Source organism: Hyphomicrobiales bacterium (assembly GCA_039989895.1).
Taxonomy (GTDB): Bacteria; Pseudomonadota; Alphaproteobacteria; order Rhizobiales; family JACESI01; genus JACESI01.
Genome location: JBDXGY010000003.1, coordinates 193,962 through 216,232, shown reverse-complemented (window position 1 = coordinate 216,232; position 22,271 = coordinate 193,962). Strand labels below are relative to the sequence as shown.

Sequence of the window (22,271 nt, the reverse complement as noted above, 5' to 3'; positions counted from 1 at the left end):
CTGGCTCTGGCTCTGGCTCTGGCTCTGGCTCTGGCTCTGGCTCTGGCTCTGGCTCTGGCTCTGGCTCTGGCTCTGGCTCTGGCTCTGGCTCTGGCTCTGGCTCTGGCTCTGGCTCTGGCTCTGGCTCTGGCTCTGGAGGAGTTATCACCTCAGCAGGGGTCTCTTCAACCACTTTTTCTTCAACAGGCGCCTCAATCAGCTCATCTTCAACAACCTCTTCAGCAAGAGCATTCACCTGTTCTTCAACAGGCGGCTCAGCTTCCTTTTTGCGCCCGAAAGAAAAGATTCGTTTAAAAAAACCTGGTTTTTTCTCAGCCATTCACAACCCTTATCATCACCACGCTTATGCGTTTGTGATTAATTCCCCGATTAATTCATTATGCGAGCGTCCAGTGATCTGAGCAGAGATAATTTCACCCTCATCACCACAATCCAAGCGCACAAGCGTAAATTGCTCAGTGCGGCCCAGCCGCGATCCATCATCAAAAGCCCGCTCAATCAAAACTTCCGCCCTTTGGCCAATAGCCCCATCAAGATGCTGATTCAACCGTTCAACCCCTTTTTCACGCAAACGCTTGGCGCGTTCTTTAATCACCGCGCCATTCACCTGCGGCATTTTGGCAGCAGGTGTGCCGGGGCGGGGCGAATAGGGGAAAATATGCAAATGAGTGAGCCCGCACTCATCAACGGTCTTTAATGAATTTTCAAACATGGCATCTGTCTCGGTTGGGAAGCCTGCAATAATATCGGCCCCATAAACAATATCAGAGCGCACACGGCGCACATCATCACAGAAGCGAATGGTGTCATCGCGCAGATGGCGACGCTTCATGCGCTTTAAAATCATATCGTCGCCCGATTGTAGAGAGAGATGAAGATGCGGCAAAAGACGGTGATCGCTGGCAATGGCCTCCATCAAGGGTTCATCCACTTCGATAGAATCAATCGAAGAAAGCCTCAAGCGCTCCAAATCACCCACTTCATTCAAAACCGTCTGCACCAAAGTGCCAAGGGTGGGTCTTCCCGGCAAATCCCCACCATAAGATGTAATATCCACGCCAGTAATCACCACCTCACGAAAACCATTACCCACAAGGCGCTTGATCTGATCAACAACGCCTCCCATTGGGACAGATCGTGAATTACCTCTACCATAAGGAATGATGCAAAACGTGCAGCGATGATCGCAACCCGTTTGAACCTGCACAAAGGCGCGGGTGCGGTCTCCCATCGCATCCACCATATGCGGCGCAGTTTCGCGCACACTCATAATATCATTGACGATGATTTTTTCTTCTGCGCTCACACCAAAATCAGGCAATTGCTGATAAGAGGCGCTTTGCAGCTTTTCCTCATTGCCAAGAACCGCATCTACCTCATCCATTCCCGCAAATGTTGCAGCTTCTGTTTGAGCGGCGCACCCGGTTACCAAAATACGGCGACCGGGATGATTGCGCTTTGCCTTGCGAATCGCTTGTCGTGCTTGACGCACGGCCTCACCAGTGACCGCACATGTATTGACCAGAAGCGTATTTTCAAGCCCAGCTTCTTTTGCCGCACGCATCATGACTTCGCTATCAAGCGTATTAAGCCTGCAGCCAAAAGTCATCACATCAAGGTCTGGTTTATCGCTCATCTCTTATAACTTTTGCGCCTATATGGTTTGGGCAAGAGCAAATGGATCATTGGTTTCCACCATTTCCCACTCAAGCGTATCAAGGCTGACAACGCCCACGGCCTCATAAGCCACAGGCCCCGTCATTAAAATACGGTCTTCATCTGTCCATTCTATGCTCAAGGTACCCCCAGGCAAATGCACATCCACTTTGCGACCAGTGCGGCCTGTACGTGCACTTGATGCTGCCGCCGCACAGGCAGCTGATCCACAGGCAAGCGTCAATCCAACACCTCGCTCCCAGACCTTCAAGTTCATCTCTGTATGTGAGATCACCTGCGCCACAGATATATTGGCGCGTTCTGGAAACAAGGGGTGATTTTCAAGCAAGGATCCAAATCGCTCAAGCTCATAGGACTCTACATCATTTTCGACCCAGAAAATCGCGTGAGGATTGCCGATATTTGCAACAGATGGAGAATGTAAAACAGGATCATCAATTGGCCCTACCTGTAATTCAACTTGACGGGTATCGCGGAACTCTTCTGCTAGAGGAATATCCTGCCAACCAAATTTAGGCACACCCATATCCACGGTCAAAAGCCCGTTATGATGACGTATAACATCCAAAACACCCATCGATGTTTCCAACCCTAATTGGTCACCCCCGGCCCCATTCAACAACACATCGGCCACACAGCGCGTACCATTGCCACAGGCCTCAGCCTCAGATCCATCAATATTATAGATTTTCACATAGGCACCCGTTCCAGATGTCGCGGAATTTTCAATCAACATCAATTGATCAAAATGCAACATATCATGTGCGCCCAAATTAGCCGCCATTTTCCCCGTGAATGGTTTTGATTGACCGCGCGCGTCTGCCACGAGAATTTTATTCCCCGCTCCGTTCATTTTAAAAAGTGGTATAGCATTGTCACTCATCGGTCTTCTCTAACAGCTAGCGTATAGATTTTAAGACTATATGGCGGAAAATAGTACAAATTACCAGAGTTTTAGTCCCACCAACCCCATTGCAGCACTCATAGACAACAAGACGATACATTCGTTTGAAAGAGCCACTTTCGGGGGCGGCGGATGTAATATTACCCGCTTAGTGAGCATTGGTTTTTGTTTCAAGCATCGTACGCATTTGCTGTAAAGCCGCATCCACTTTCAATTTAACCATCTTGCGGCCAATGGACTTACTTGCCTTTTGAGGGTTTCCCGACACGCCAGATGATGTCCCCTGTGGATTGACCACATAATATTTATGGACTGCGGAAGGGGCTATATAGAGCAGTTCAGAGGTATCACGCATCCCCGCATGATAGCCAATTTCTGCCTCAGAATATCCGGCTTCTTGCAAATAACTAAATTGCCCATTTTGCGCATAATAATCACCCACATGACCAACAATCACCTTTTCATCTTGCCAAAGCTCTGAAAGGTGCTTGGCAACTTTTTCTTGAGCTTTTTGATTGCCGCCGCTGTCACCAATAAAAAAGATATTTTTAAAACCATGGGCTTTCATGCTGCTTGCGGTGGCTTCAAGCACCTGTTCAAACACCGCCTCAGGTATACTGATGGTTCCAGCAAAGGCCATATGACCATCCGGCTTAGGCTCGATAGCGCCTTCCGGCACATAATCGATCACCGGCGCAACAAGAGTGTTACCAAGGGCCCGGGCAATTTTTTCTGCCGTATAGGTGATAACCATATTATGTTTTCCAAGCACAACATGCGGTCCATTTTGCTCAATACCACCTGTAGGAATGAGAATCGTGTCATAGCCATCATCAAGCGCCTTATCGACTTCCGTCCATGTTAATTGCGCAAGGTGAACGCTTAACAACTGGCTTTGTGCTAGCTGTCCGTTAATGCGGTCTGAAAAATTGTGATACCCAAGGAGCACCATGCAAAAGATAAGACCTGCTATTATTTTACGCCGAGGATTACCAAGCGCTTTCGATATAATCCCGCCAGCCCAGAGAAACGGCTTATAATAAATCTCAGCAATCGACTTAAATGGATTTGGTTCGTCATGATTCAGACCAAAAGTGAGTTTTTCAAAACCACGCGGAATATAATGACTACGACCCAACTGATCCCAAATCGAGAAAATAAGACCGAAATTACGATCAAAATGCTTCGGATCTGTGCTGTGATGAATCTGATGCTGAGCCGGACTAATCAAAATTTTGCTCAACCAAACCGGATAATTTAGCCAAATATGCGAATGGCGCAGGTTATAACCGGCAATATAAAACACGAAAACAATAATATTGAGGCCAAACAACGTCAGCGCCTGCGGCTTTTCTCCTGTGAGATAAAAAAGGCCCGCAAAGGCAAGTCCGCCCAAAAATGATGCAGTTAGTGCCGTGATAAACAAATCAACCGGATGCATCCGAAAGAGTGTAATCGGCGTCATTTTCTCAGCAGAATGATGTACCTTGTGGAATTCCCATAAAATTGGAATCGCATGCTGCGCCCGATGGCTGATGTAAACACCCAAATCGAGTGCAATAACACTCAAGATGGTATAAACAACAAGTCCGAGTTCATTAGTAATAATGGGTGCCTGCACTTCGCCAAAAACACTAGAAAGACCATTATTAAAAAACAACGCAAAACCATGCGTACCTATAAGGAACTGGGTCACCACGCCATAATAAACAATCGCGTTTATCGCGAAATATTTCACATCCTGCCAAGTGGAACGATGCAGATAGACGTCTTTATCAAATAAAAAAGCCAGAAAGCTTTTTTTAGGCGTTACCTCTATTTCTTCGTCATCCTCATCATGGCCATGATTGAACTGAAGATAAGCAACAAAGGCCAGTACGACCGCACAGACAAGATATAACCAATAAACACGGGAACTTGGTAAGAAAACAGATAGATATTGTCCGAGCGTATTTAACTGAATTTGTTCAAAATCCATAAGCAACAACCTTAAAAAGAATGTCGTCCATAGTAGTTATAAAATTGATAGATTCAGTTAATGCACTCCAGCAATAATTGATATCTCACGCTACAGGCGCCCTGCGCGAATGCTGATTGGCCAGCGAATACTCATCGTTCCATCATCACCCAAAATATCTTTTAAGTCCGCCGCAGCATTTTTCATAATATCACTACGCCCAGCCGCTTTCGCCCGTTTAGCCGCTGACCACGTCTCGCAATAATTGATAAAATGATCCACCCCCCATTCCCTCTCTATATTAAGGCGTGGCGTGGCAATTTTCTCAAATGGAAAATTAAAGTCCCGATATCCATTTTCTACATTTTCACGCCCCTTTGGCCAAAAAGAGTGAATATCCTCCCAATAAAGGCGGTTCACCCGCGCACTTGCCGGGCCTTCAACCTCAAAAACGCCATAGGTTACCAGCGCGATGGCAGCTCCCTCGCGCCCGATCCGTCGCGCCTCATTATAAAAGGCAGGCAGGTCAAACCAATGCGCAGCCTGAGCCGCTACAATCAAATCAGCGCAATTGTCCTGCACATCAATTTTTTCAGCTGATCCTATTTTATAAGTTATATTTGGTCGCTTCACCGCATTCTTAAGTTGATCAGAGCTCACATCACACCCCACGATCACCTCAAAATGGTCAGCCAAAAGTGCCGTAAGCTGTCCCGTACCACAACCCACATCAAGGGTAAGGCTCCTATTTGGCGAAATCTCAGCTAAAGATTCGGCAAGACTACTCGGATAGGTCGGACGATAAAGCGCATAATCGCAGCCGCCCTCCTGCCAATGACTTTTTTCCATAATTAGCTCCATAAAATTATACGACTTTCGTCGATTCAAGCATAAAACAAGCCGATTCGTGCAATAACAGGTAGTAACCTTATTGCGTCGACAAATTTGCTGTGCTACGAAAACGCGAATTTGCGAAAATGCTGTTTCATTTAGAGAAAAATATAAATTTTTCTTGTTAAAAAACAATTAGTTAATGATTTAGCCCTTCGCGAATATATGTTAAATTCAAACGAATAGGGTCCACGTGACTGCATCTTCTCCTCTTTCCGGCATTGCAGATCGATATGCAGGCGCATTATTTGAGCTTTGCACCAGTGCTGCTAAAATAAAAGCCGCTGAAAAAGATCTTAACGGTCTTGAAAAGGCGCTAGCAGAAAGCACCGACTTAACGCGCCTGATTGAAAGCCCGGTTTTTTCAAGCGACGATCAAATTAAAACCATCGACGCTATCTTGAAAAAAGCTAAAATGGGCGCCCTTACAGCTAACTTCATTCGTGTAGTTGCTTCAAATCGTCGCCTATTTGTATTGCCAACCATGATCGATAGTTTTCGTGATATGGTGGCGGAATCACGCGGCGAAGTTGCTGGTGATGTAACATCAGCAAAAAAATTAACCGCAGAACAGCGTAAAGAACTTAAAGCGGCACTCAAAGCCAAAATAGGCAAAGATGTGACGCTTAATGAAATTGTCGACCCATCCATTCTTGGTGGTCTCATCGTCAAGGTGGGCAGCCGGATGATCGACACGTCCATTCGGACAAAACTTAATTCCCTTAAAACGATGATGAAAGAGGTTGGCTGATGGAAATTCGGGCCGCGGAGATTTCCGCAATCCTCAAAGAGCAAATCGCAAATTTCGGCAAAGAAGCAGAAGTTTCTGAAGTCGGACAAGTGCTTTCCGTCGGTGACGGTATTGCCCGCGTTTATGGTCTTGATAATGTACAGGCCGGTGAGATGGTCGAATTCCCTGGTGGTATTCGAGGCATGGCACTTAACTTGGAAAGTGACAATGTTGGTGTCGTGATCTTCGGTGCTGACCGTGATATTAAAGAAGGCGATACCGTTAAGCGTACGGGCGCCATCGTGGATGTGCCTATCGGCAGAGGTCTTCTGGGTCGCGTTGTTGACGCTCTTGGAAACCCAATCGATGGCAAAGGTCCAATCGAAAGCGATACTCGCTCCCGTGTGGACGTGAAAGCGCCGGGCATTTTGCCACGCAAATCCGTACACGAACCAATGTCTACAGGTCTTAAAGCGATTGACGCCTTGATCCCAGTTGGTCGTGGTCAGCGCGAACTTGTTATTGGTGACCGCCAAACAGGTAAAACAGCGATTATTCTTGATACTTTCCTCAATCAGGCGCCTCTTAATGCGGGTGATGATGAAAGCAAGAAGCTTTACTGTATTTATGTTGCTGTTGGTCAAAAACGTTCAACTGTTGCTCAATTCGTGAAAATTCTCGAAGAGCGCGGCGCACTTGAATATTCAATCATCGTGGCAGCGACCGCCTCTGATCCGGCACCGATGCAGTATCTTGCACCGTTTACCGCTTCAACAATGGGTGAATATTTCCGTGATAACGGCATGCACGCTTTGATCGCCTATGACGATCTTTCCAAGCAAGCTGTTGCTTATCGCCAAATGTCACTTCTTCTTCGTCGTCCTCCTGGGCGTGAAGCGTACCCAGGTGACGTGTTTTATCTTCACTCTCGTTTGCTTGAGCGTTCTGCGAAACTGAACGAAGATAATGGTTCAGGTTCCATGACAGCGCTTCCTGTGATTGAAACACAGGGCAACGACGTGTCAGCCTTTATTCCGACAAATGTGATTTCGATTACAGATGGTCAGATCTTCCTTGAAACAGACTTGTTCTACCAAGGTATCCGCCCAGCCGTGAACGTTGGTTTGTCTGTGTCACGTGTGGGTTCATCGGCTCAAATTAAAGCCATGAAACAAGTCGCCGGCTCTATTAAAGGTGAATTGGCTCAATATCGTGAAATGGCTGCTTTTGCGCAGTTTGGTTCCGACCTAGATGCCGCAACACAGCGTTTGCTTAATCGCGGCGCACGTTTGACAGAACTTTTGAAACAGCCACAGTTCGCTCCGCTTAAAACGGAAGAGCAAGTTGCTGTGATCTATTCTGGCGTTAAAGGTTATCTTGATGATCTTGAAGTGTCACAAGTTGGCCCATTCGAGCAAGGTTTGCTGGCAAGCTTACGTGGTGAACATGCATCACTGCTCAATCAAATCCGTAAAGATGAGAAGCTGACAGATAAGAGCGAAGCGATGCTGAAAGATGCTATTGAAGCTTTCGCTAAAAGCTTTTCATAATTGAAATTAAAGCGCGGCCATAGCCGCGCTTTTATATCTATCATAAGGAATTAAGGGACCTCGATGGCGAACCTTAAGGATTTAAAAAACCGGATCGCGTCTGTTAAAGCAACGCAAAAGATCACGAAAGCCATGCAGATGGTGGCCGCTGCTAAATTGCGTAAAGCGCAAGAAGCAGCTGAAGCCGCACGTCCTTATGCCGAGCGCATGAGCAAAGTAATGGCAAATATTTCCGCAGGCGTTCAAGGCAACGACAATGCGCCGAAACTGATGGCTGGCACAGGTAAAGATGATGTCCATCTTCTTGTTGTTATGACAGCAGAACGCGGCCTTTGTGGTGGATTTAATTCATCAATCGCCCGTCTTGCACGCATGAAGGCAATGGAACTACAAGCCAGCGGCAAAACAGTGAAAATCTTGTGTGTTGGTAAAAAAGGCTTTGACGCACTGAGATTTCAATTCGGCGATATCATTATCGACACCGTTGATCTGCGCGAAATTAAACGCGTAGCCTTCAAAGATGCTGCCCCAATTGGCGCGCGCATTATCGATATGTTTGATAATATTGAATTTGATATTTGCACGATTTTCTATTCTGAATTCCAATCTGTTATCAGCCAAATTCCAACGGCTCAGCAGATTATTCCCGCCGAAGTGCCAGAAGCAACGGACGACGCGGAACAGGTTCATTATGAATATGAGCCGGAAGAAGAAGAAATTCTCGAAGACTTGCTGCCGCGCAATATTGCAATGCAGGTTTTCCGTGGCCTCCTAGAAAATGCCGCCTCAGAACAAGGCGCACGGATGAGTGCTATGGATAATGCCACACGTAATGCCGGTGAGATGATCGATAAACTAACGATCAGCTATAACCGTCAACGTCAGGCCCAGATTACTAAAGAATTGATCGAAATTATTTCCGGTGCAGAAGCACTCTAATCCGGGACCTTATAAGACCCATTAATGGCTCCATTAATGGATATGAGTTTGAAGACCGAAAGGGACGAAAAAATGGCTGGTAAAGCTGCAAAAGCAGACGGAAAAGTCACTCAGGTTATTGGCGCGGTTGTGGACGTTCAATTTGACGGACACCTACCCAAAATCCTGAACGCACTTGAAACAACAAATGGTGGCAATCGCCTTGTTTTGGAAGTCGCACAACACTTGGGTGAAAACACCGTGCGGACCATCGCGATGGACGCAACAGAAGGTCTTGTGCGCGGTCAAGAAGTAACCGACACAGGTGAACCGATCTTGGTTCCTGTTGGCGATGAAACACTTGGCCGCATCATGAACGTGATTGGTGAGCCGGTTGATGAAGCGGGCCCAATTAAAACAAAAGCAAAACGCGGTATCCACCAAGATGCGCCAGCCTATGTTGAGCAATCAACAGAAGCTGAAATCTTGGTTACAGGTATTAAAGTTGTTGACCTTCTGGCCCCTTACTCAAAAGGTGGTAAAATTGGTCTCTTCGGTGGTGCTGGTGTTGGTAAAACCGTTTTGATTATGGAATTGATCAACAACATCGCGAAAGCGCACGGTGGTTACTCTGTGTTTGCGGGCGTTGGTGAGCGTACACGTGAAGGTAATGACCTTTACTGGGAAATGGTCGAATCTGGTGTGAACAAAGAAGGCGGCGGCGAAGGTTCTAAAGCTGCCCTCGTTTACGGTCAGATGAATGAGCCTCCAGGAGCGCGTGCTCGTGTGGCTTTGACTGGTCTTACAATCGCGGAAGATTTCCGTGACAAAGGCCAAGACGTTTTGTTCTTCGTGGATAACATTTTCCGCTTTACACAGGCTGGTTCTGAGGTGTCTGCGCTTCTTGGGCGTATTCCATCTGCTGTGGGCTATCAGCCAACACTTGGTACCGATATGGGCGGCATGCAAGAGCGGATTACAACAACGACTAAAGGTTCAATTACATCTGTTCAGGCCGTTTATGTGCCAGCCGATGACTTGACTGACCCGGCGCCTGCCTCAACCTTCGCTCACTTGGATGCGACAACCGTGTTGAACCGTTCGATTGCTGAAAAAGGTATCTACCCTGCGGTTGATCCACTTGATTCAACATCACGTATTCTCGACCCATTGGTTGTTGGTGAAGAACACTATGAAGTTGCCCGTCAAGTTCAGGAAATTTTGCAGCGTTACAAAGCGCTACAAGACATCATCGCGATCTTGGGCATGGATGAGCTATCTGAAGAAGATAAAATGACTGTGGCGCGTGCTCGTAAGATTGAGCGCTTCCTGTCACAGCCATTCTTCGTGGCGGAAATCTTTACAGGCTCACCAGGTAAACTGGTACCACTAGAAGATACAATCAAAGGCTTTAAAGGTCTTGTGAACGGCGATTACGATCACCTACCTGAAGCTGCTTTCTATCTCGTTGGCGACATTGATGAAGCCATGGAAAAAGCACAGAAATTGGCCGCAGAAGCTGCCTAACTGAAAATGCATCCTTTGCTGGTTGAAAGATCAGCAGAGGTGCAAAACAAAGAGAACTTGAATGGCTAACGCTTTCACATTCGAACTCGTTTCACCAGAAAAGCTTGTCTTTTCAGGTAATGCAACTGAAGTTATGGTGCCCGGAACAGAGGGCTATTTTACGGTAATGAAAGACCATGCGCCTTTCATATCTACTGTAAAGCCTGGTGTTGTTGAGGCAAAACTGGAATCCGGCGAAGACATGAAAGTTTTCGTCCCCGGCGGTCTTGCCGATGTTTCCCCATCTGGCTTCACGCTACTTGCGGAACTTGCAACGCCTGTTGCTGATATCGATGCTGATTTTATCACAAGTCAAATTGATGCTGCCGAAGAAATATTGGCAAGCGCGAGCGATGAGAAAAAACAATCAGCCCAAGAAAAAGTAGATCAGCTCAAAGAAGTAAAAATGAGCCTTGGTCTTTAAGAGCCTTAAAATCTGATTTCTATCGCATATCAAGCCGAAAGAATATAATATCTGCTTGTAGGCGTCCCTTTGAACTTGGGCGATAAATAACCGCCCTAATTCATAAATCCTTTTTCCTGCAGCTGGCCGATAATGATATCAGCAGCCTCATCCGCAGACTGACTTACAGTGTTGATTGTAATTTCTGGATTTTCAGGCGCTTCATAAGGGCTGTCTATGCCCGTGAAGTTTTTAATCTCACCCGCTCTCGCCTTCTTATAAAGGCCCTTCACATCACGCTCTTCGGCAATAGATAAAGGTGTGTCGACAAAGATTTCAATGAACTGTCCATCCCCTATACGTTCACGCGCCATGTTACGCTCAGAACGAAAAGGCGAGATAAACGATACCAGGGTGATAAGACCGGCTTGTAGCATTAGTTGAGAGACCTCGCTGACACGGCGCACATTCTCCACTCGATCGGCTTCTGTAAAACCGAGATCTCGATTGAGACCATGACGGACATTATCGCCATCAAGCAACATCGTATGACGTCCCATAGCAAAGAGCTTCTTCTCCAAGGCATTGGCTATTGTAGATTTACCGGACCCAGAAAGTCCCGTAAACCATAGCACTGCTGGCAATTGATTTTTCTGTTCAGCGCGCGCCGCCTCATCCACATCGAGCGCTTGCCAATGAATATTAGCCGCCCGACGAAGCGCAAATTCAATAAACCCCACAGCCACAATTTGATTTGTCATCTGATCAATCAGATTAAAGGTCCCCGTTGAACGGTTCGCATTATAAGGATCAAAAGCAATTTTTTGATCAAGCGAAAGATTGCAAGAACCTATGGCATTCTTAACCAATGTATTGGCAACCAGTTTTTCTTGATTGGTGACATCCAGAACATAGCGCGGCGACGCAACATTTGCTTGTACTGTGCTTGCACAAGTTTCAAATAGATATGCCCGTCCCGGCAACATTTCATCTTCACTCAACCACACAAGAGTTGCGCGAAATTGATCAGAAACTTCGCAAGCATTGCCTTTATGGCAAAGAATACTACCCGGCGAGATATCAATTTGATTACTCAGGGTAATCTGAGCTAATTTCTGAGCCCGCGTAGGACTCCCGCCTTCACCAACATCATCAACGAGCACGATTGATTCAACACGACTGATCTCACTAGAAGGCAGGACCCTCACTTCATCACCTGGCTCTACACAGCCGGCCAGCATATGGCCTGAAAGACTGCAAAAATCACGATCAGATCTCTCCACAGTTTCGACACTCATCCGAAATGGTTTCGCGCTCGCCACATCATCAAAGCTGACCGCCTCTAAATGTTCCATAAGACTTGGACCTTGATACCAATCCATCATATGGCTCTTCTTAGCGACATTATCACCTTTGTCTAAGGACATAGGAATTGTCATAAGCCGAGCCTCATCAATGCCTAGCTCCTTAGCAAGTATTTGATGAGTTTTGACAATCTCTTCGAAGCTTTCTTGAGAGTAATCAACAAGGTCCATTTTGTTGATCACGAGCACCAGCTGCTGAATATTCAACAGGTTCATTACATACAAAATACGCCGTGTATTGCTTATCATTTCACAGCGCGCATCAATCATCAAAACACAAAGATCTGATACCAAGCCAGCCGCAATCATTTGTCCTGTTTGTTGTTCATCAACACTTACATTGGATACAATAAATCGTCTTTTCTCAGTTGAAAACGTCCTATGCAAAACATTTGGCATGATGTCATGCTCAGCCATTGGCGCAGAGTTGTCTGTTAATGCCTCTTTATTTTCATCAATAAATTGACCCAATAAGGATGAAAAAAATTTATCCCCCCATCCACATGTAATGCAGCGTAACAAGGGTTTATCTTGATCAATATCATTGTCACAGGGCTTGAGATTGTTCATTTATATTAGATTCCCATAATAAAGCTGATAAAAAATTCAATAATAGCTTCACAATCCATGGCTTAGTTTATTTATATATCATGGCAAGGAATGGTGTTCTAATTTACATTAATTAACACCCTAATACAGTCGATTAATGATTGCTTATACAATCACGTCAATCATCATAGAACCGAAACACAGCTAGACTTTAGCTAGAAACATTGGTTAGTAATACATAAAATAATATGGGTGCTTAAATTTTTATGCCATCAGAAAAAATCTCCACAATCACCCCTGTTATACTATGTGGCGGTTCCGGCACACGACTTTGGCCATTGTCCCGTCGCACAGCACCCAAACAATTTATGTCACTCGGTGAGGAACCAAGCTTATTTCAGCAAGCATTGAAACGTCTTGATGACAATGACATATACGGCCCACCTGTCATTTTAACCAACAGTGATTACCGCTTCCAAGTCGCCGAACAGGCACACCAAATAGGAGTTAAACTTTGCGGCATACTGTTGGAACCGACAGCTCGCAATACCGCGCCCGCAATAGCAGCCGCAGCTAAATATATTCAAACATTGAATCAAGCAGACCTTATCCACGTTCTACCATCCGATCATCTTATAGTGGATGATGAAGCCTTCCGTTCAGCGATCGAAACAGCCGCAAAAACTGCGATGAATGACTATCTCGTTACCTTCGGTATAAAACCAAGCGAACCCGCAACAGGCTATGGATATATCAAGGCTGGCGAAACACTCAACTCAGGCGCCCACCGTGTCGCAAAATTTATAGAAAAACCTCCTATTGAAAAAGCAAAAGTAATGCTCAGTGAAGGTGGCCATTCATGGAATTCTGGCATGTTCCTGTTTAAGACGGATGTTTTTTTAAGGGAACTTCAAGCCTTTGAACCAAACATTATCAAAGCAGTTAGTACAGCAGTTGACGAAGCCGTCATTGATCTAGATTTTGTTCGTCTTGATCCTGTTAGTTTTGACAAAAGCCCTAATATTTCTATTGATTATGCTTTATTTGAACGCACTCAGAAAGCTGCAGTGATACCCGCTGCCATCCAATGGTCGGATATTGGTTCTTGGAAATCTTTATGGGAAAACCGACCGGCAGATGAAAATGGCAATGTGGTAAGTGGCTCAGCAACTTTCAGTGAATCTAAAAACAATATGATAGTGACAGAAAGCCAACACGTGGCTCTTAATGGCGTATCAGACCTCACCGTGGTTGCTACAAATGATGCGCTTCTTATTTCAACGATGGAGCGATCTGAACAAGTAAAAGATATAGTAAGCTTACTCAAAGAAGACCCAGATACGCGAATTTTAACTGAAGAGCATAAAACAATCTACCGCCCATGGGGGGGATATACCTCTATACTCAATGGTGAACGGTACCAAGTAAAACGGCTCTTTGTAGCACCAGGCAAAAAACTCTCACTGCAAAAACACAAATACCGCTCAGAACATTGGGTAGTCGTGAGCGGTACTGCAGAAGTCACATTGGATGAAAAGCTCATCATACTTGTAGAAAACGAATCTGTATACATACCCCTTGGGGCGGTTCATCGCCTTGCCAATAATGAGGAAAAGCTTCTGGAGGTAATTGAAGTTCAGTCCGGCTCTTATCTCGGCGAAGATGACATCATACGTATTGAAGACGATTTTGGACGTGGGCGGACTTACTAAAATACCCACTTCTGAATTACAGCCTATGTGCTGGGTATTGAGCCTCTATCAATTGGCACTTGATAACCTTTCTGCACAGCTGGGCGCTCTTTAATCCGATTATACCAAGCAAGTACATTAGGATATTTCATAATATCAACCTTATGCCACTCAAAACGAGAGGCCCATGGCCAACAAGCCATATCCGCAATACTATAATCATCAACGATATAATCACGCCCCTCAAGACGTTTATCTAGAACGCCATAAAGCCGATTAGCCTCATTATGAAACCGTTCTTCTGCATAGTCAGATTTACCAGCATTAAAATGCAGAAAATGATGCCCTTGACCAAGGATTGGACCATATCCACCCATCTGCCACATCAACCATTCCACCACGCGCCAACGATCATCCCCACTAGCAGGTATAAACTTTGAATATTTATCGGCTAGATACATCATGATGGCGCCGGACTCCATCAATGTTAGTCCATTATCATGATCCACGATGGCTGGAATTTTATTATTAGGACTGATTTTCAAGAAATCCGGCTGAAACTGATCGTCCGAGCCTATGTCAATGGCGTGGGCGGTATAAGGCACACCCAGCTCTTCCAAAAGGATAGAAACCTTTCGTCCATTTGGTGTTGTCCATGTGTAAAGATCAATCATTTTAAAACCTCATACTAGATGAAAAAACAGCGCCTCCTTACAAGAAGCGCTGTTTCATTTACTAACCATATATGCCGCGTTGAAATCTAGATTGCCAAATATTCGCGGCGTAGATCTTCGTCATCAAGCACTTGCTGAGCCGTGCCTTCAAATACAATGTTTCCAGTGTCGAGAATCAAAGCACGGTCAGCGAGTTTTAAGGCTGCCACAGCATTTTGTTCCACAATAATGGTTGTAATACCAAGCTCTCTCACACCTTGGAGAATGCGCTCAATTTCCTGTACGATCACAGGCGCCAAACCTTCATATGGTTCATCAAGAAGCAGAAGCTTCAAATCCCGCGACAATGCCCGAGCAACTGCAAGCATTTGCTGCTCACCCCCAGACAATGTCGTAGCAACTTGTGTTTTACGCTCAGCAAGACGTGGAAAATGCTCGTAAACTCTCTCAATTTCCCAGCCAATGTGGCCATCAACCTGACTGAGGATCAAATTTTCCTCAACCGACAAACCACCGATGATACGGCGGTCCTCAGGTACCAATTGAATACCTGCACGTGAGGCTTGAAAAGACTTCATCGTGTGAACAGCTTCGCCATTCAAATAAATTTCGCCTTGTTTTAATTGCGGGTCATCAAGTCTAGCAATGGAACGTAATGTTGATGTTTTCCCAGCGCCATTACGGCCAAGCAAGGCTAGAATTTCACCTTCTTTAACATCAAAAGACACACCCTGAACGATGTAGCTTTCTCCGTAATACGAATGCATATCGCGTACCGAGAAATATGGCATCTCTTCAGTATTGTCCATCTGCTCTTTTGTAGGTTCAGCGTTCATTAATGAGCCCCCCCAAGATAGGCTTCCTGTACTTTTGGATTTCCACGTACTTCTTCAGGTGTTCCTTCAGCAATAATCATACCTTGGGCCAAAACAGAAATTTTATCAGCCAGCGAAAACACAACATGCATGTCATGCTCGATGATAACTTTGGTCATACCACGTTCTTTCAACTTTTTAAGAAGATCAATCGTGCGATTGGTATCATGTCGCGCCATGCCAGCAGTTGGTTCGTCAAGCAAAAGAAGCCTTGGTTTTTGAATCAAACCCATCGCAAGCTCAAGTCGCCGCTTGTTACCACGTGATAAGCTTGAAGCAATTGTATGACGCTCATCTAATAAATTAACATCTTCAAGAGTGTGTTCGGCCATTTCACGCAATTCAACTTCGCGCTCAAGACCACCCCATGCATTGAAGGTAAATGACCCATCACGCTTTGCGAGCGCTGGAAGCATCACATTGTGCAACAAACTCAAGTCCGGGAATATTTCCGGCGTTTGAAAAACACGAGCAACACCTAATTGATTGATGTCATGTGGTGAATGATTATCCAAAATTTCACCATCAAAAATAACATGGCCTTCATCAGGCTTGATGCGACCAACACATACATTGAGTAATGTTGATTTACCGGCGCCATTCGGCCCAATAATCGCGTGGACTGTACCTTCTTCAATTTGAAGATCGACATCACTAAGTGCCTTTAAGCCACCAAAACGTTTGCTTACATCAGCAACATTCAAAACTATATTATTTGTCGACATTTATTTACTCCGCCGGTTGGGCTTCGCCGGCAAGCGGCTTGTTATCGGTAGGTTTTTTACGGAAAAGCCCGATTAGACGACTCATTATTTCCATGATCCCACCGGGAACAAAAATCACGACAATCATAAACATTAAACCGAGGGTTAGCTCCCATCCTTCACCAACAAACAATGAGGTTATCCCAACAAAGAAATGCTGCAGTGTTTCCGGTAAGAAAGAGAACGTTGCTTCCAGAATTTGTTCATTGATTGATGAGAAAATCTGTTCCAAATATTTAATCAAACCGGCCCCTATAAGCGGTCCAATCAAAGTACCAACACCACCAAGGATGGTCATCAGTACCACAAGGCCAGACTCTGTCCATTGCATTCGTTCAGCACCAGCAAGTGGATCAGTCACGGCCAGAAGCGAACCTGCCAGACCCGCATACATACCAGATATAACAAAGGCCACAATCAAATAGGGGCGCGTGTTAATGCCTGTATAGTTCAAACGGTTCTGATTAGATTTAATCGCTCGCAGCATCAGCCCAAAATCAGATCTAAAGATGCGCAATGATATATAAAAAGCAATAATTAGAAGAATCGCACAGAAGTAGAATCCTTCCCAGCCACTCATCTTAAGCCCGAAAAAGTTTGAAATCGGCACGCTGGTTTCCGTGACGCCAAAAAACCCATCTACAACGCGAATATCGGCATCAAGAAGACTACGGCTTTCATCCGCTTTGGCCAAAGCCCGCACTTGAAGACCAGTTTCACCATTCGTTATAGGCGTCAGTACGGAATAAGCCAGACTGTAACACATCTGAGCAAAAGCCAGAGTTAGAATAGAGAAATAGATACCTGATCGGCGTAGACTTATAAAACCGATAACAACAGCAAATAATCCTGCAATTCCGATACTCAAAGCCATGGCCGGCACCACATTCATGGTGAACAGTTTAAACGACCAAACCGTTGCATAAGAGCCAACACCCAAGAAGGCAGCATGACCAAAAGACAGATAGCCTGTCAGACCAAACAAAATATTGAATCCTATGGCAAAAATTCCATAGATGGCAAATTTCTGCAACAGATCAGGATAGCCAGCACCAATCGGTGCAAAAATAATCGGGGCACACAAAACCACCGCTATGAAGACAAGCATTAAAAGCCGGTCATTTCGTTCTGAAGATAACATAATTAGTCCTCCATCACGCCAGCACGACCAAGTAGACCACGCGGCAGGGTTAGAAGAATCACAACAGCCACCAGATAAATGATAACCTGATCAATCCCCGGGAAGAAAACCCAGCTATCGATGAAATTCAAAATATTATAGAAAAAGCCTGAATGGTCGGCCGGATTTGGGAACACAAGCGAGGCATATGAGGCAACGGCCGCAAAACTCTGCATAATCCCAAGTAAAAAGCCTGAAAGAACAGCACCAGGTAGAGAGCCCATGCCACCAACCACAACAACCACAAAGGAAAGAACAAGAAAGTCCATACCCATTCGGTAATCAGGCGGCAATGTAGGCGTATACATAGCGCCTGCCAGACCAGCAACAACAGCGGCAAGACCAAAGATGACGGTGAAACGACGCTCAATATCTATCCCGAGAATGCCAACAGTTTCCCGATCATTCATACCTGCCCGCACAACCATCCCGTAAGTTGTAAATTGCAAGAAGCTGAATACGGCAGCAATGACGACAGCAGCAAAACCGAAGTAAATCAAACGCCACCATGGATAAACAAGATTTTCACTAACACCCAGCCATGTACCAATATTCGCGCTACCACTGACAATTTCAGGAGCTGATTGTGGCAATGGATTTGCACCAAAATAATGTTTCACTATTTCTTGTAAAACGATAGCAAGCCCGAATGTCACCAAAATCTGGTCTGCATGAGCACGTTTATAGAAGTGTTGGATCAGGCCACGCTCAACGATAATACCTACCAACAACATAAAGGGTATAACAAGAATGATCGATAGAGGCACTGAATAACTCGTAATGAGCGACCCCATTTCCTCACCAAACCATATGTCAACATAGGGAACAACTTCTGGTGGAGGGGCAAATCCTAGGCCTGTGTCTTCAGAAGGTTTTTCAACACCAAGCTGCAACATTTTGTTAAAAACAACAGCACAAAATGCACCTAGCATAAACAGTACACCGTGGGCAAAATTGACCACACCCAATGTACCAAAAACAAGCGTTAAACCCAGTGCAATCAAAGCATAGGCACCGCCCTTATCAAGCCCATTCAAGAGCTGAAGAAGGATAACGTCCATCTTATAGAACCTTAAATTTTAAAATGTGACATTTGTAAAATACAGGCTGTCCCACAAAGCCATAAAATCTCAAAACCGGCCGCCTTTATAAAGGCGGCCGGGTAACAGTTTAATGTTGCTTACGCACCATCGTTGTAAGGACCAAGATCGCCCTTAACATCAGGATCAGTATGAGCATACTCAACCTGCGCACGTGGTGTAACTTCCACAACTTCAAGAACGTCAAATTTCGATGTTGGGTTTTCTTTACCCTTCACAACGAGCACGTCTTTGAAACACTGGTGATCTTCAGCACGGTACTCAGTTGGACCATTGCCGAGGCCATCAAACTTGAAGCCTTCGAGAGCGGCGCCAACACCTGATGGTTTGAACGTACCAGCACGCTGACATGCATCAGCATAAAGCAGAGCCTGACAGTAAGTTGTATGAGCAGCCTGTGATGGCGGGAAGCCATACTTGGAACCAAATGATTTAACGAAAGCTTTTGAACCTTCGTCTTTCAAGGACCAATGCCAGTTTGTTGAACCGTAAATACCTTTAACGTTTTCACCAGCACCTTGAGCCATAAGGCGTGAGTACAATGGAACAACGATTGCAAAGTCTTTACCGTTTACTTGCTTGTCACGAAGACCAAACTGAACAGCTTGTGTCAGTGAGTTCACCATATCTTTGCCGTAGTGGTTCAACACGAGAACGTCAGCACCAGAATTCAACACTGGAGTGATGTACTGTGAGAAGTCACCAGCGCCAAGTGGTGTTTTAACAGCTGCTGCTGTATTCCAACCAATTTGCTCTGTGTACTTCTTGATTGAACCTTCTTGAGACCAACCCCAAGTGTAGTCAGCTGTAAGGTGATATGCTGTACGTTCTGTACCGAACTGGTTTTTCAACACTGGACCAAGTGCAGCACCTGTCATTTCTGTATTAAAGAAGTGACGGAAGCCGTTTGCACGACGGTCTTTACCAGTTGTGTCATTTGAGTGTGTCAGACCAGCCATAAAGATTACGCCAGCTTCCTGACATAGGCCTTGAACAGCAATAGCAACACCCGAAGATGAACCACCAGTAATCATAACAGCGCCATCTTTTTCAATCATGCGCTTCGCAGAAGCACGTGCCGCGTCAGATTTTGTCTGTGTGTCACCTGTTACAAAGGCAACTTTCTTGCCGTTGATGCCGCCTTTAAGCGCTTTTGATGAGAATGTGTTTAACATTCCGCCATCGCCTTCACCGTTGATATGCTCAACAGCAAGCTGATAAGCACGCAGTTCATCTGCACCCTCATCAGCATAAGCACCAGTTTGTGGCACGTTAAAACCAAATGTTACCGTGTCACCCTTAGGCTCATTGGTATAGGCATTGGCTGTGTTTGAAAAAAACATAGGTGTTGCAAGCGCTGAGCCGGCAACTGCACCCGTCTTCAAAATTGAACGACGGCTAATTTTTGATCGATTGTCAGTCATTAAGGATCCTCCCAAAAATGCAGCTTTCCTCCTGAAAGCCGCAGACAACCCGCACTATGAAGACTATTTTTGACACTTTTTAAGTTAAAGCAGCAAAAACACGGCGGGCGATACCTTATTATTAGAATCCTTCAGTCGCTTTCCACAATACAACTTTCTGTGCATGTGCGCTGCACAATAAATTTAATTAGCATTACAGCCAGGCTCGAACCCCGCCCTGAGCGGCAGTTTGTTCCAATGAATAGATGAAGCTTCATTTCAAAATATTGAAGGCCCTATGCAGGACGATTCTTCTCCAGCATGAACTGGCACCGCTTCAAGCTTCTTGACAAGGATGGGATATATTTCGTGAATGTCCCGCGCAAAAGCGCCAGATATCAAAATTAATGAAATGCACATAGCTAAAATAAATTTCAAAAATTCCCATAAAAATACGCCTCATTAGACTATGTTAAAATTTGTGGTTTTAGCAAATTTGTGATCGAATTTGGTTGTATCTGAGCCATTTTTAACCCATACACTCAACAGCCTATACTTTGATATGTGGGAGAGATTGGTAGCATTCACATGTTCACCAACGCCGAAGGAGCAACACCCCGGAAACTCTCAGGCAAAAGGACCGCATATTGCATCAGGCATCTGGAGAGAGGCAACATGTCACGTGTTGCCCACCGAAGGCGAAAGCGATTAGGCTGTGAAGCACGCAGTTTAATGCCAAACGCTCAGGTCCCAAGACAGAGGGGTTCGCTGGTCAGCACATGTTGGCCATCCGGATCAACTATGTGAGGAGGGACCTAAAATGCCTCAAGAAATGCAAAAAATTGCCGTCATCGGTGCCGGTATCACGGGTATCACCACGGCTTACTCTCTTTTAAATCGCGGCTTTGAAGTCACCGTATTTGACCGCAACCGTTATGCAGCCATGGAAACATCTTTCGCCAATGGTGGCCAGCTTTCAGCTTCTAATGCCGAGGTGTGGACAAGATGGTCGACAATCGGCAAAGGCATGAAGTGGATGTTCGAGCGCGGCGCTCCGCTGCTCGTTAATCCAAAACCAAGCTGGCACAAGTATTCATGGATGGCGGAATTCATGGCCAGCATCCCAGATTATGAGAAGAACACCATTGAAACCGTCCGCCTTGCAATTTCAGCGCGCGAGCATCTTAAAGCCCATGCCGAAAAAGAAGGCTTCAGTTTTGATTGCGAAGATCGCGGCATTCTTCATATCTATACGGATAAAAAAGAATTCGACCACGCAACACAGGTAAATAAGCTCTTAGCCAAAGGCGGACTTCAACGACGCGCCGTGACCCGTGAAGAAATCCGTGAGATTGAACCCAGCATCCATGGCGATCTTTATGCTGGCTACTACACCACAAGTGACTTCACCGGTGACATTCACCGTTATTCACGCGGCCTTTCAAAGGCCTGCGAAAAACGTGGGGTTCATTTCAATTATCACACAAAGGTCAGGGACATTAATCATCATAGTCAAGGCGTTACATTGAGTTTTACAAACGATGAAAGTGGTATCCAAAGACAAGATTTTGATGGTGTCATGATTTGCGCCGGTGTTCAAAGCAAACGACTGGCCAATATGGTTGGCGACCGTGTGAATATTTATCCAGTCAAAGGCTATTCCATCACCGTTGAGCTTGGCGACAAAGAGAGCCAAAAAGCAGCCCCATGGGTCAGCCTTTTAGATGACGAAGCTAAACTGGTTCTTTCCCGTCTTGGGGATGACCGTTTGCGCATAGCCGGCACTGCTGAATTTAATGGCTACAGCCTCGACATACGCGATGACCGCATAAAGCCGTTGATTAAATGGTGTGAACGGCTATTTCCAGATGTCTCAACCGAATATGCCGTGCCATGGGCAGGGCTTCGCCCAATGATGCCAAGCATGATGCCGAAAGTCGGTGCTGGCAAAAGGCCGGGAATTTTCTACAATACTGGTCACGGTCATCTTGGTTGGACATTGGGAGCTGCAACAGCTGAAATCGCCGCTGAAATCGTGCTTTCAAAAGCGCGATCAAATAAGCAAATATACTAAA

19 protein-coding genes and 1 riboswitch are annotated in these 22,271 nt (G+C 45.5%); of the genes, 7 read left to right on the top strand and 12 right to left on the bottom strand.

The genetic code is table 11. The annotated features are described in order from the left end of the window. From ABJ081_03380 to ABJ081_03360, 5 genes are all read right to left on the bottom strand, one after another. A partial coding sequence (locus ABJ081_03380; GenBank protein ID MEP6355701.1) for a signal recognition particle-docking protein FtsY occupies positions 1 to 319 on the bottom strand: 319 nt, incomplete at its 3' end. Between the two features lie 24 nt (positions 320 to 343). Then, positions 344 to 1,636 carry a tRNA (N(6)-L-threonylcarbamoyladenosine(37)-C(2))-methylthiotransferase MtaB gene (gene mtaB, locus ABJ081_03375; GenBank protein MEP6355700.1) on the bottom strand — a complete coding sequence of 431 codons (1,293 nt, stop codon included), beginning with the start codon at positions 1,634 to 1,636 and terminating at the stop codon, positions 344 to 346. Between the two features lie 18 nt (positions 1,637 to 1,654). Beyond that, positions 1,655 to 2,560, bottom strand: a complete 906-nt coding sequence (gene dapF, locus ABJ081_03370) for a diaminopimelate epimerase (protein ID MEP6355699.1) — start codon at positions 2,558 to 2,560, stop codon at positions 1,655 to 1,657. Between the two features lie 169 nt (positions 2,561 to 2,729). Further along, complete coding sequence (locus ABJ081_03365) at positions 2,730 to 4,559, bottom strand: creatininase family protein (protein MEP6355698.1); 1,830 nt, start codon at positions 4,557 to 4,559, stop codon at positions 2,730 to 2,732. Between the two features lie 90 nt (positions 4,560 to 4,649). Continuing rightward, positions 4,650 to 5,387: a class I SAM-dependent methyltransferase gene (locus ABJ081_03360; protein ID MEP6355697.1), complete on the bottom strand. Its 738-nt coding sequence runs from the start codon at positions 5,385 to 5,387 to the stop codon at positions 4,650 to 4,652. Between the two features lie 235 nt (positions 5,388 to 5,622). On the opposite strand from ABJ081_03360, the gene ABJ081_03355 reads away from it, so the two are divergent. The 5 genes from ABJ081_03355 (at position 5,623) to ABJ081_03335 (ending at position 10,617) form a co-directional block, all read left to right on the top strand. Beyond that, positions 5,623 to 6,180, top strand: coding sequence for a F0F1 ATP synthase subunit delta (locus tag ABJ081_03355; GenBank protein ID MEP6355696.1), 558 nt, complete (start codon positions 5,623 to 5,625; stop codon positions 6,178 to 6,180). Further along, complete coding sequence (gene atpA, locus ABJ081_03350; GenBank protein MEP6355695.1) at positions 6,180 to 7,709, top strand: F0F1 ATP synthase subunit alpha; 1,530 nt, start codon at positions 6,180 to 6,182, stop codon at positions 7,707 to 7,709. The genes ABJ081_03355 and atpA overlap by 1 nt, the downstream gene beginning before the upstream one ends. A 63-nt stretch (positions 7,710 to 7,772) precedes the next feature. Beyond that, a complete protein-coding gene (locus tag ABJ081_03345; GenBank protein MEP6355694.1) occupies positions 7,773 to 8,648 on the top strand; it encodes a F0F1 ATP synthase subunit gamma in 876 nt (291 codons plus the stop codon). Positions 8,649 to 8,690: 42 nt separating this feature from the next. After that, positions 8,691 to 10,154, top strand: a complete 1,464-nt coding sequence (gene atpD, locus ABJ081_03340) for a F0F1 ATP synthase subunit beta (GenBank protein ID MEP6355693.1) — start codon at positions 8,691 to 8,693, stop codon at positions 10,152 to 10,154. Positions 10,155 to 10,215: 61 nt separating this feature from the next. After that, on the top strand, positions 10,216 to 10,617 hold the full coding sequence (locus ABJ081_03335) for a F0F1 ATP synthase subunit epsilon (GenBank protein ID MEP6355692.1): 402 nt from the start codon (positions 10,216 to 10,218) through the stop codon (positions 10,615 to 10,617). Positions 10,618 to 10,712: 95 nt separating this feature from the next. On the opposite strand, the gene cysC is transcribed toward ABJ081_03335, so the two are convergent. Beyond that, positions 10,713 to 12,530: an adenylyl-sulfate kinase gene (gene cysC / locus ABJ081_03330; protein ID MEP6355691.1), complete on the bottom strand. Its 1,818-nt coding sequence runs from the start codon at positions 12,528 to 12,530 to the stop codon at positions 10,713 to 10,715. A 245-nt stretch (positions 12,531 to 12,775) separates the two neighbouring features. Between cysC and ABJ081_03325 the strand changes: the two genes are divergently transcribed. After that, entirely contained in the window at positions 12,776 to 14,221 is a 1,446-nt protein-coding gene (locus ABJ081_03325; GenBank protein ID MEP6355690.1) for a mannose-1-phosphate guanylyltransferase/mannose-6-phosphate isomerase, read from the top strand. A 23-nt stretch (positions 14,222 to 14,244) separates the two neighbouring features. Here the strand turns inward: ABJ081_03325 and ABJ081_03320 are convergent, their stop codons facing one another. The 6 genes from ABJ081_03320 to ABJ081_03295 all read right to left on the bottom strand — a co-directional run bounded on the left by ABJ081_03320 (position 14,245) and on the right by ABJ081_03295 (position 20,217). Next, positions 14,245 to 14,874 (bottom strand): glutathione S-transferase N-terminal domain-containing protein, encoded by a 630-nt coding sequence (locus ABJ081_03320; protein MEP6355689.1) that lies wholly within the window; start codon positions 14,872 to 14,874, stop codon positions 14,245 to 14,247. An 86-nt stretch (positions 14,875 to 14,960) separates the two neighbouring features. Beyond that, positions 14,961 to 15,710: an ABC transporter ATP-binding protein gene (locus ABJ081_03315; protein ID MEP6355688.1), complete on the bottom strand. Its 750-nt coding sequence runs from the start codon at positions 15,708 to 15,710 to the stop codon at positions 14,961 to 14,963. Then, positions 15,710 to 16,474, bottom strand: a complete 765-nt coding sequence (locus ABJ081_03310; protein ID MEP6355687.1) for an ABC transporter ATP-binding protein — start codon at positions 16,472 to 16,474, stop codon at positions 15,710 to 15,712. The genes ABJ081_03315 and ABJ081_03310 overlap by 1 nt, the downstream gene beginning before the upstream one ends. 4 nt (positions 16,475 to 16,478) lie before the next feature. Further along, positions 16,479 to 17,657 (bottom strand): branched-chain amino acid ABC transporter permease, encoded by a 1,179-nt coding sequence (locus ABJ081_03305; GenBank protein MEP6355686.1) that lies wholly within the window; start codon positions 17,655 to 17,657, stop codon positions 16,479 to 16,481. Continuing rightward, positions 17,657 to 18,754, bottom strand: coding sequence for a branched-chain amino acid ABC transporter permease (locus tag ABJ081_03300; protein MEP6355685.1), 1,098 nt, complete (start codon positions 18,752 to 18,754; stop codon positions 17,657 to 17,659). Before ABJ081_03300 ends, ABJ081_03305 begins: the two co-directional genes overlap by 1 nt. Before the next feature lie 119 nt (positions 18,755 to 18,873). Beyond that, positions 18,874 to 20,217: a substrate-binding protein gene (locus ABJ081_03295; GenBank protein MEP6355684.1), complete on the bottom strand. Its 1,344-nt coding sequence runs from the start codon at positions 20,215 to 20,217 to the stop codon at positions 18,874 to 18,876. Positions 20,218 to 20,751: 534 nt separating this feature from the next. Further along, positions 20,752 to 20,849: riboswitch (glycine riboswitch) on the top strand. A gap of 179 nt (positions 20,850 to 21,028) precedes the next feature. Between ABJ081_03295 and ABJ081_03290 the strand changes: the two genes are divergently transcribed. Continuing rightward, positions 21,029 to 22,270 (top strand): D-amino acid dehydrogenase, encoded by a 1,242-nt coding sequence (locus tag ABJ081_03290; GenBank protein MEP6355683.1) that lies wholly within the window; start codon positions 21,029 to 21,031, stop codon positions 22,268 to 22,270. Position 22,271: the final 1 nt, after the last annotated feature.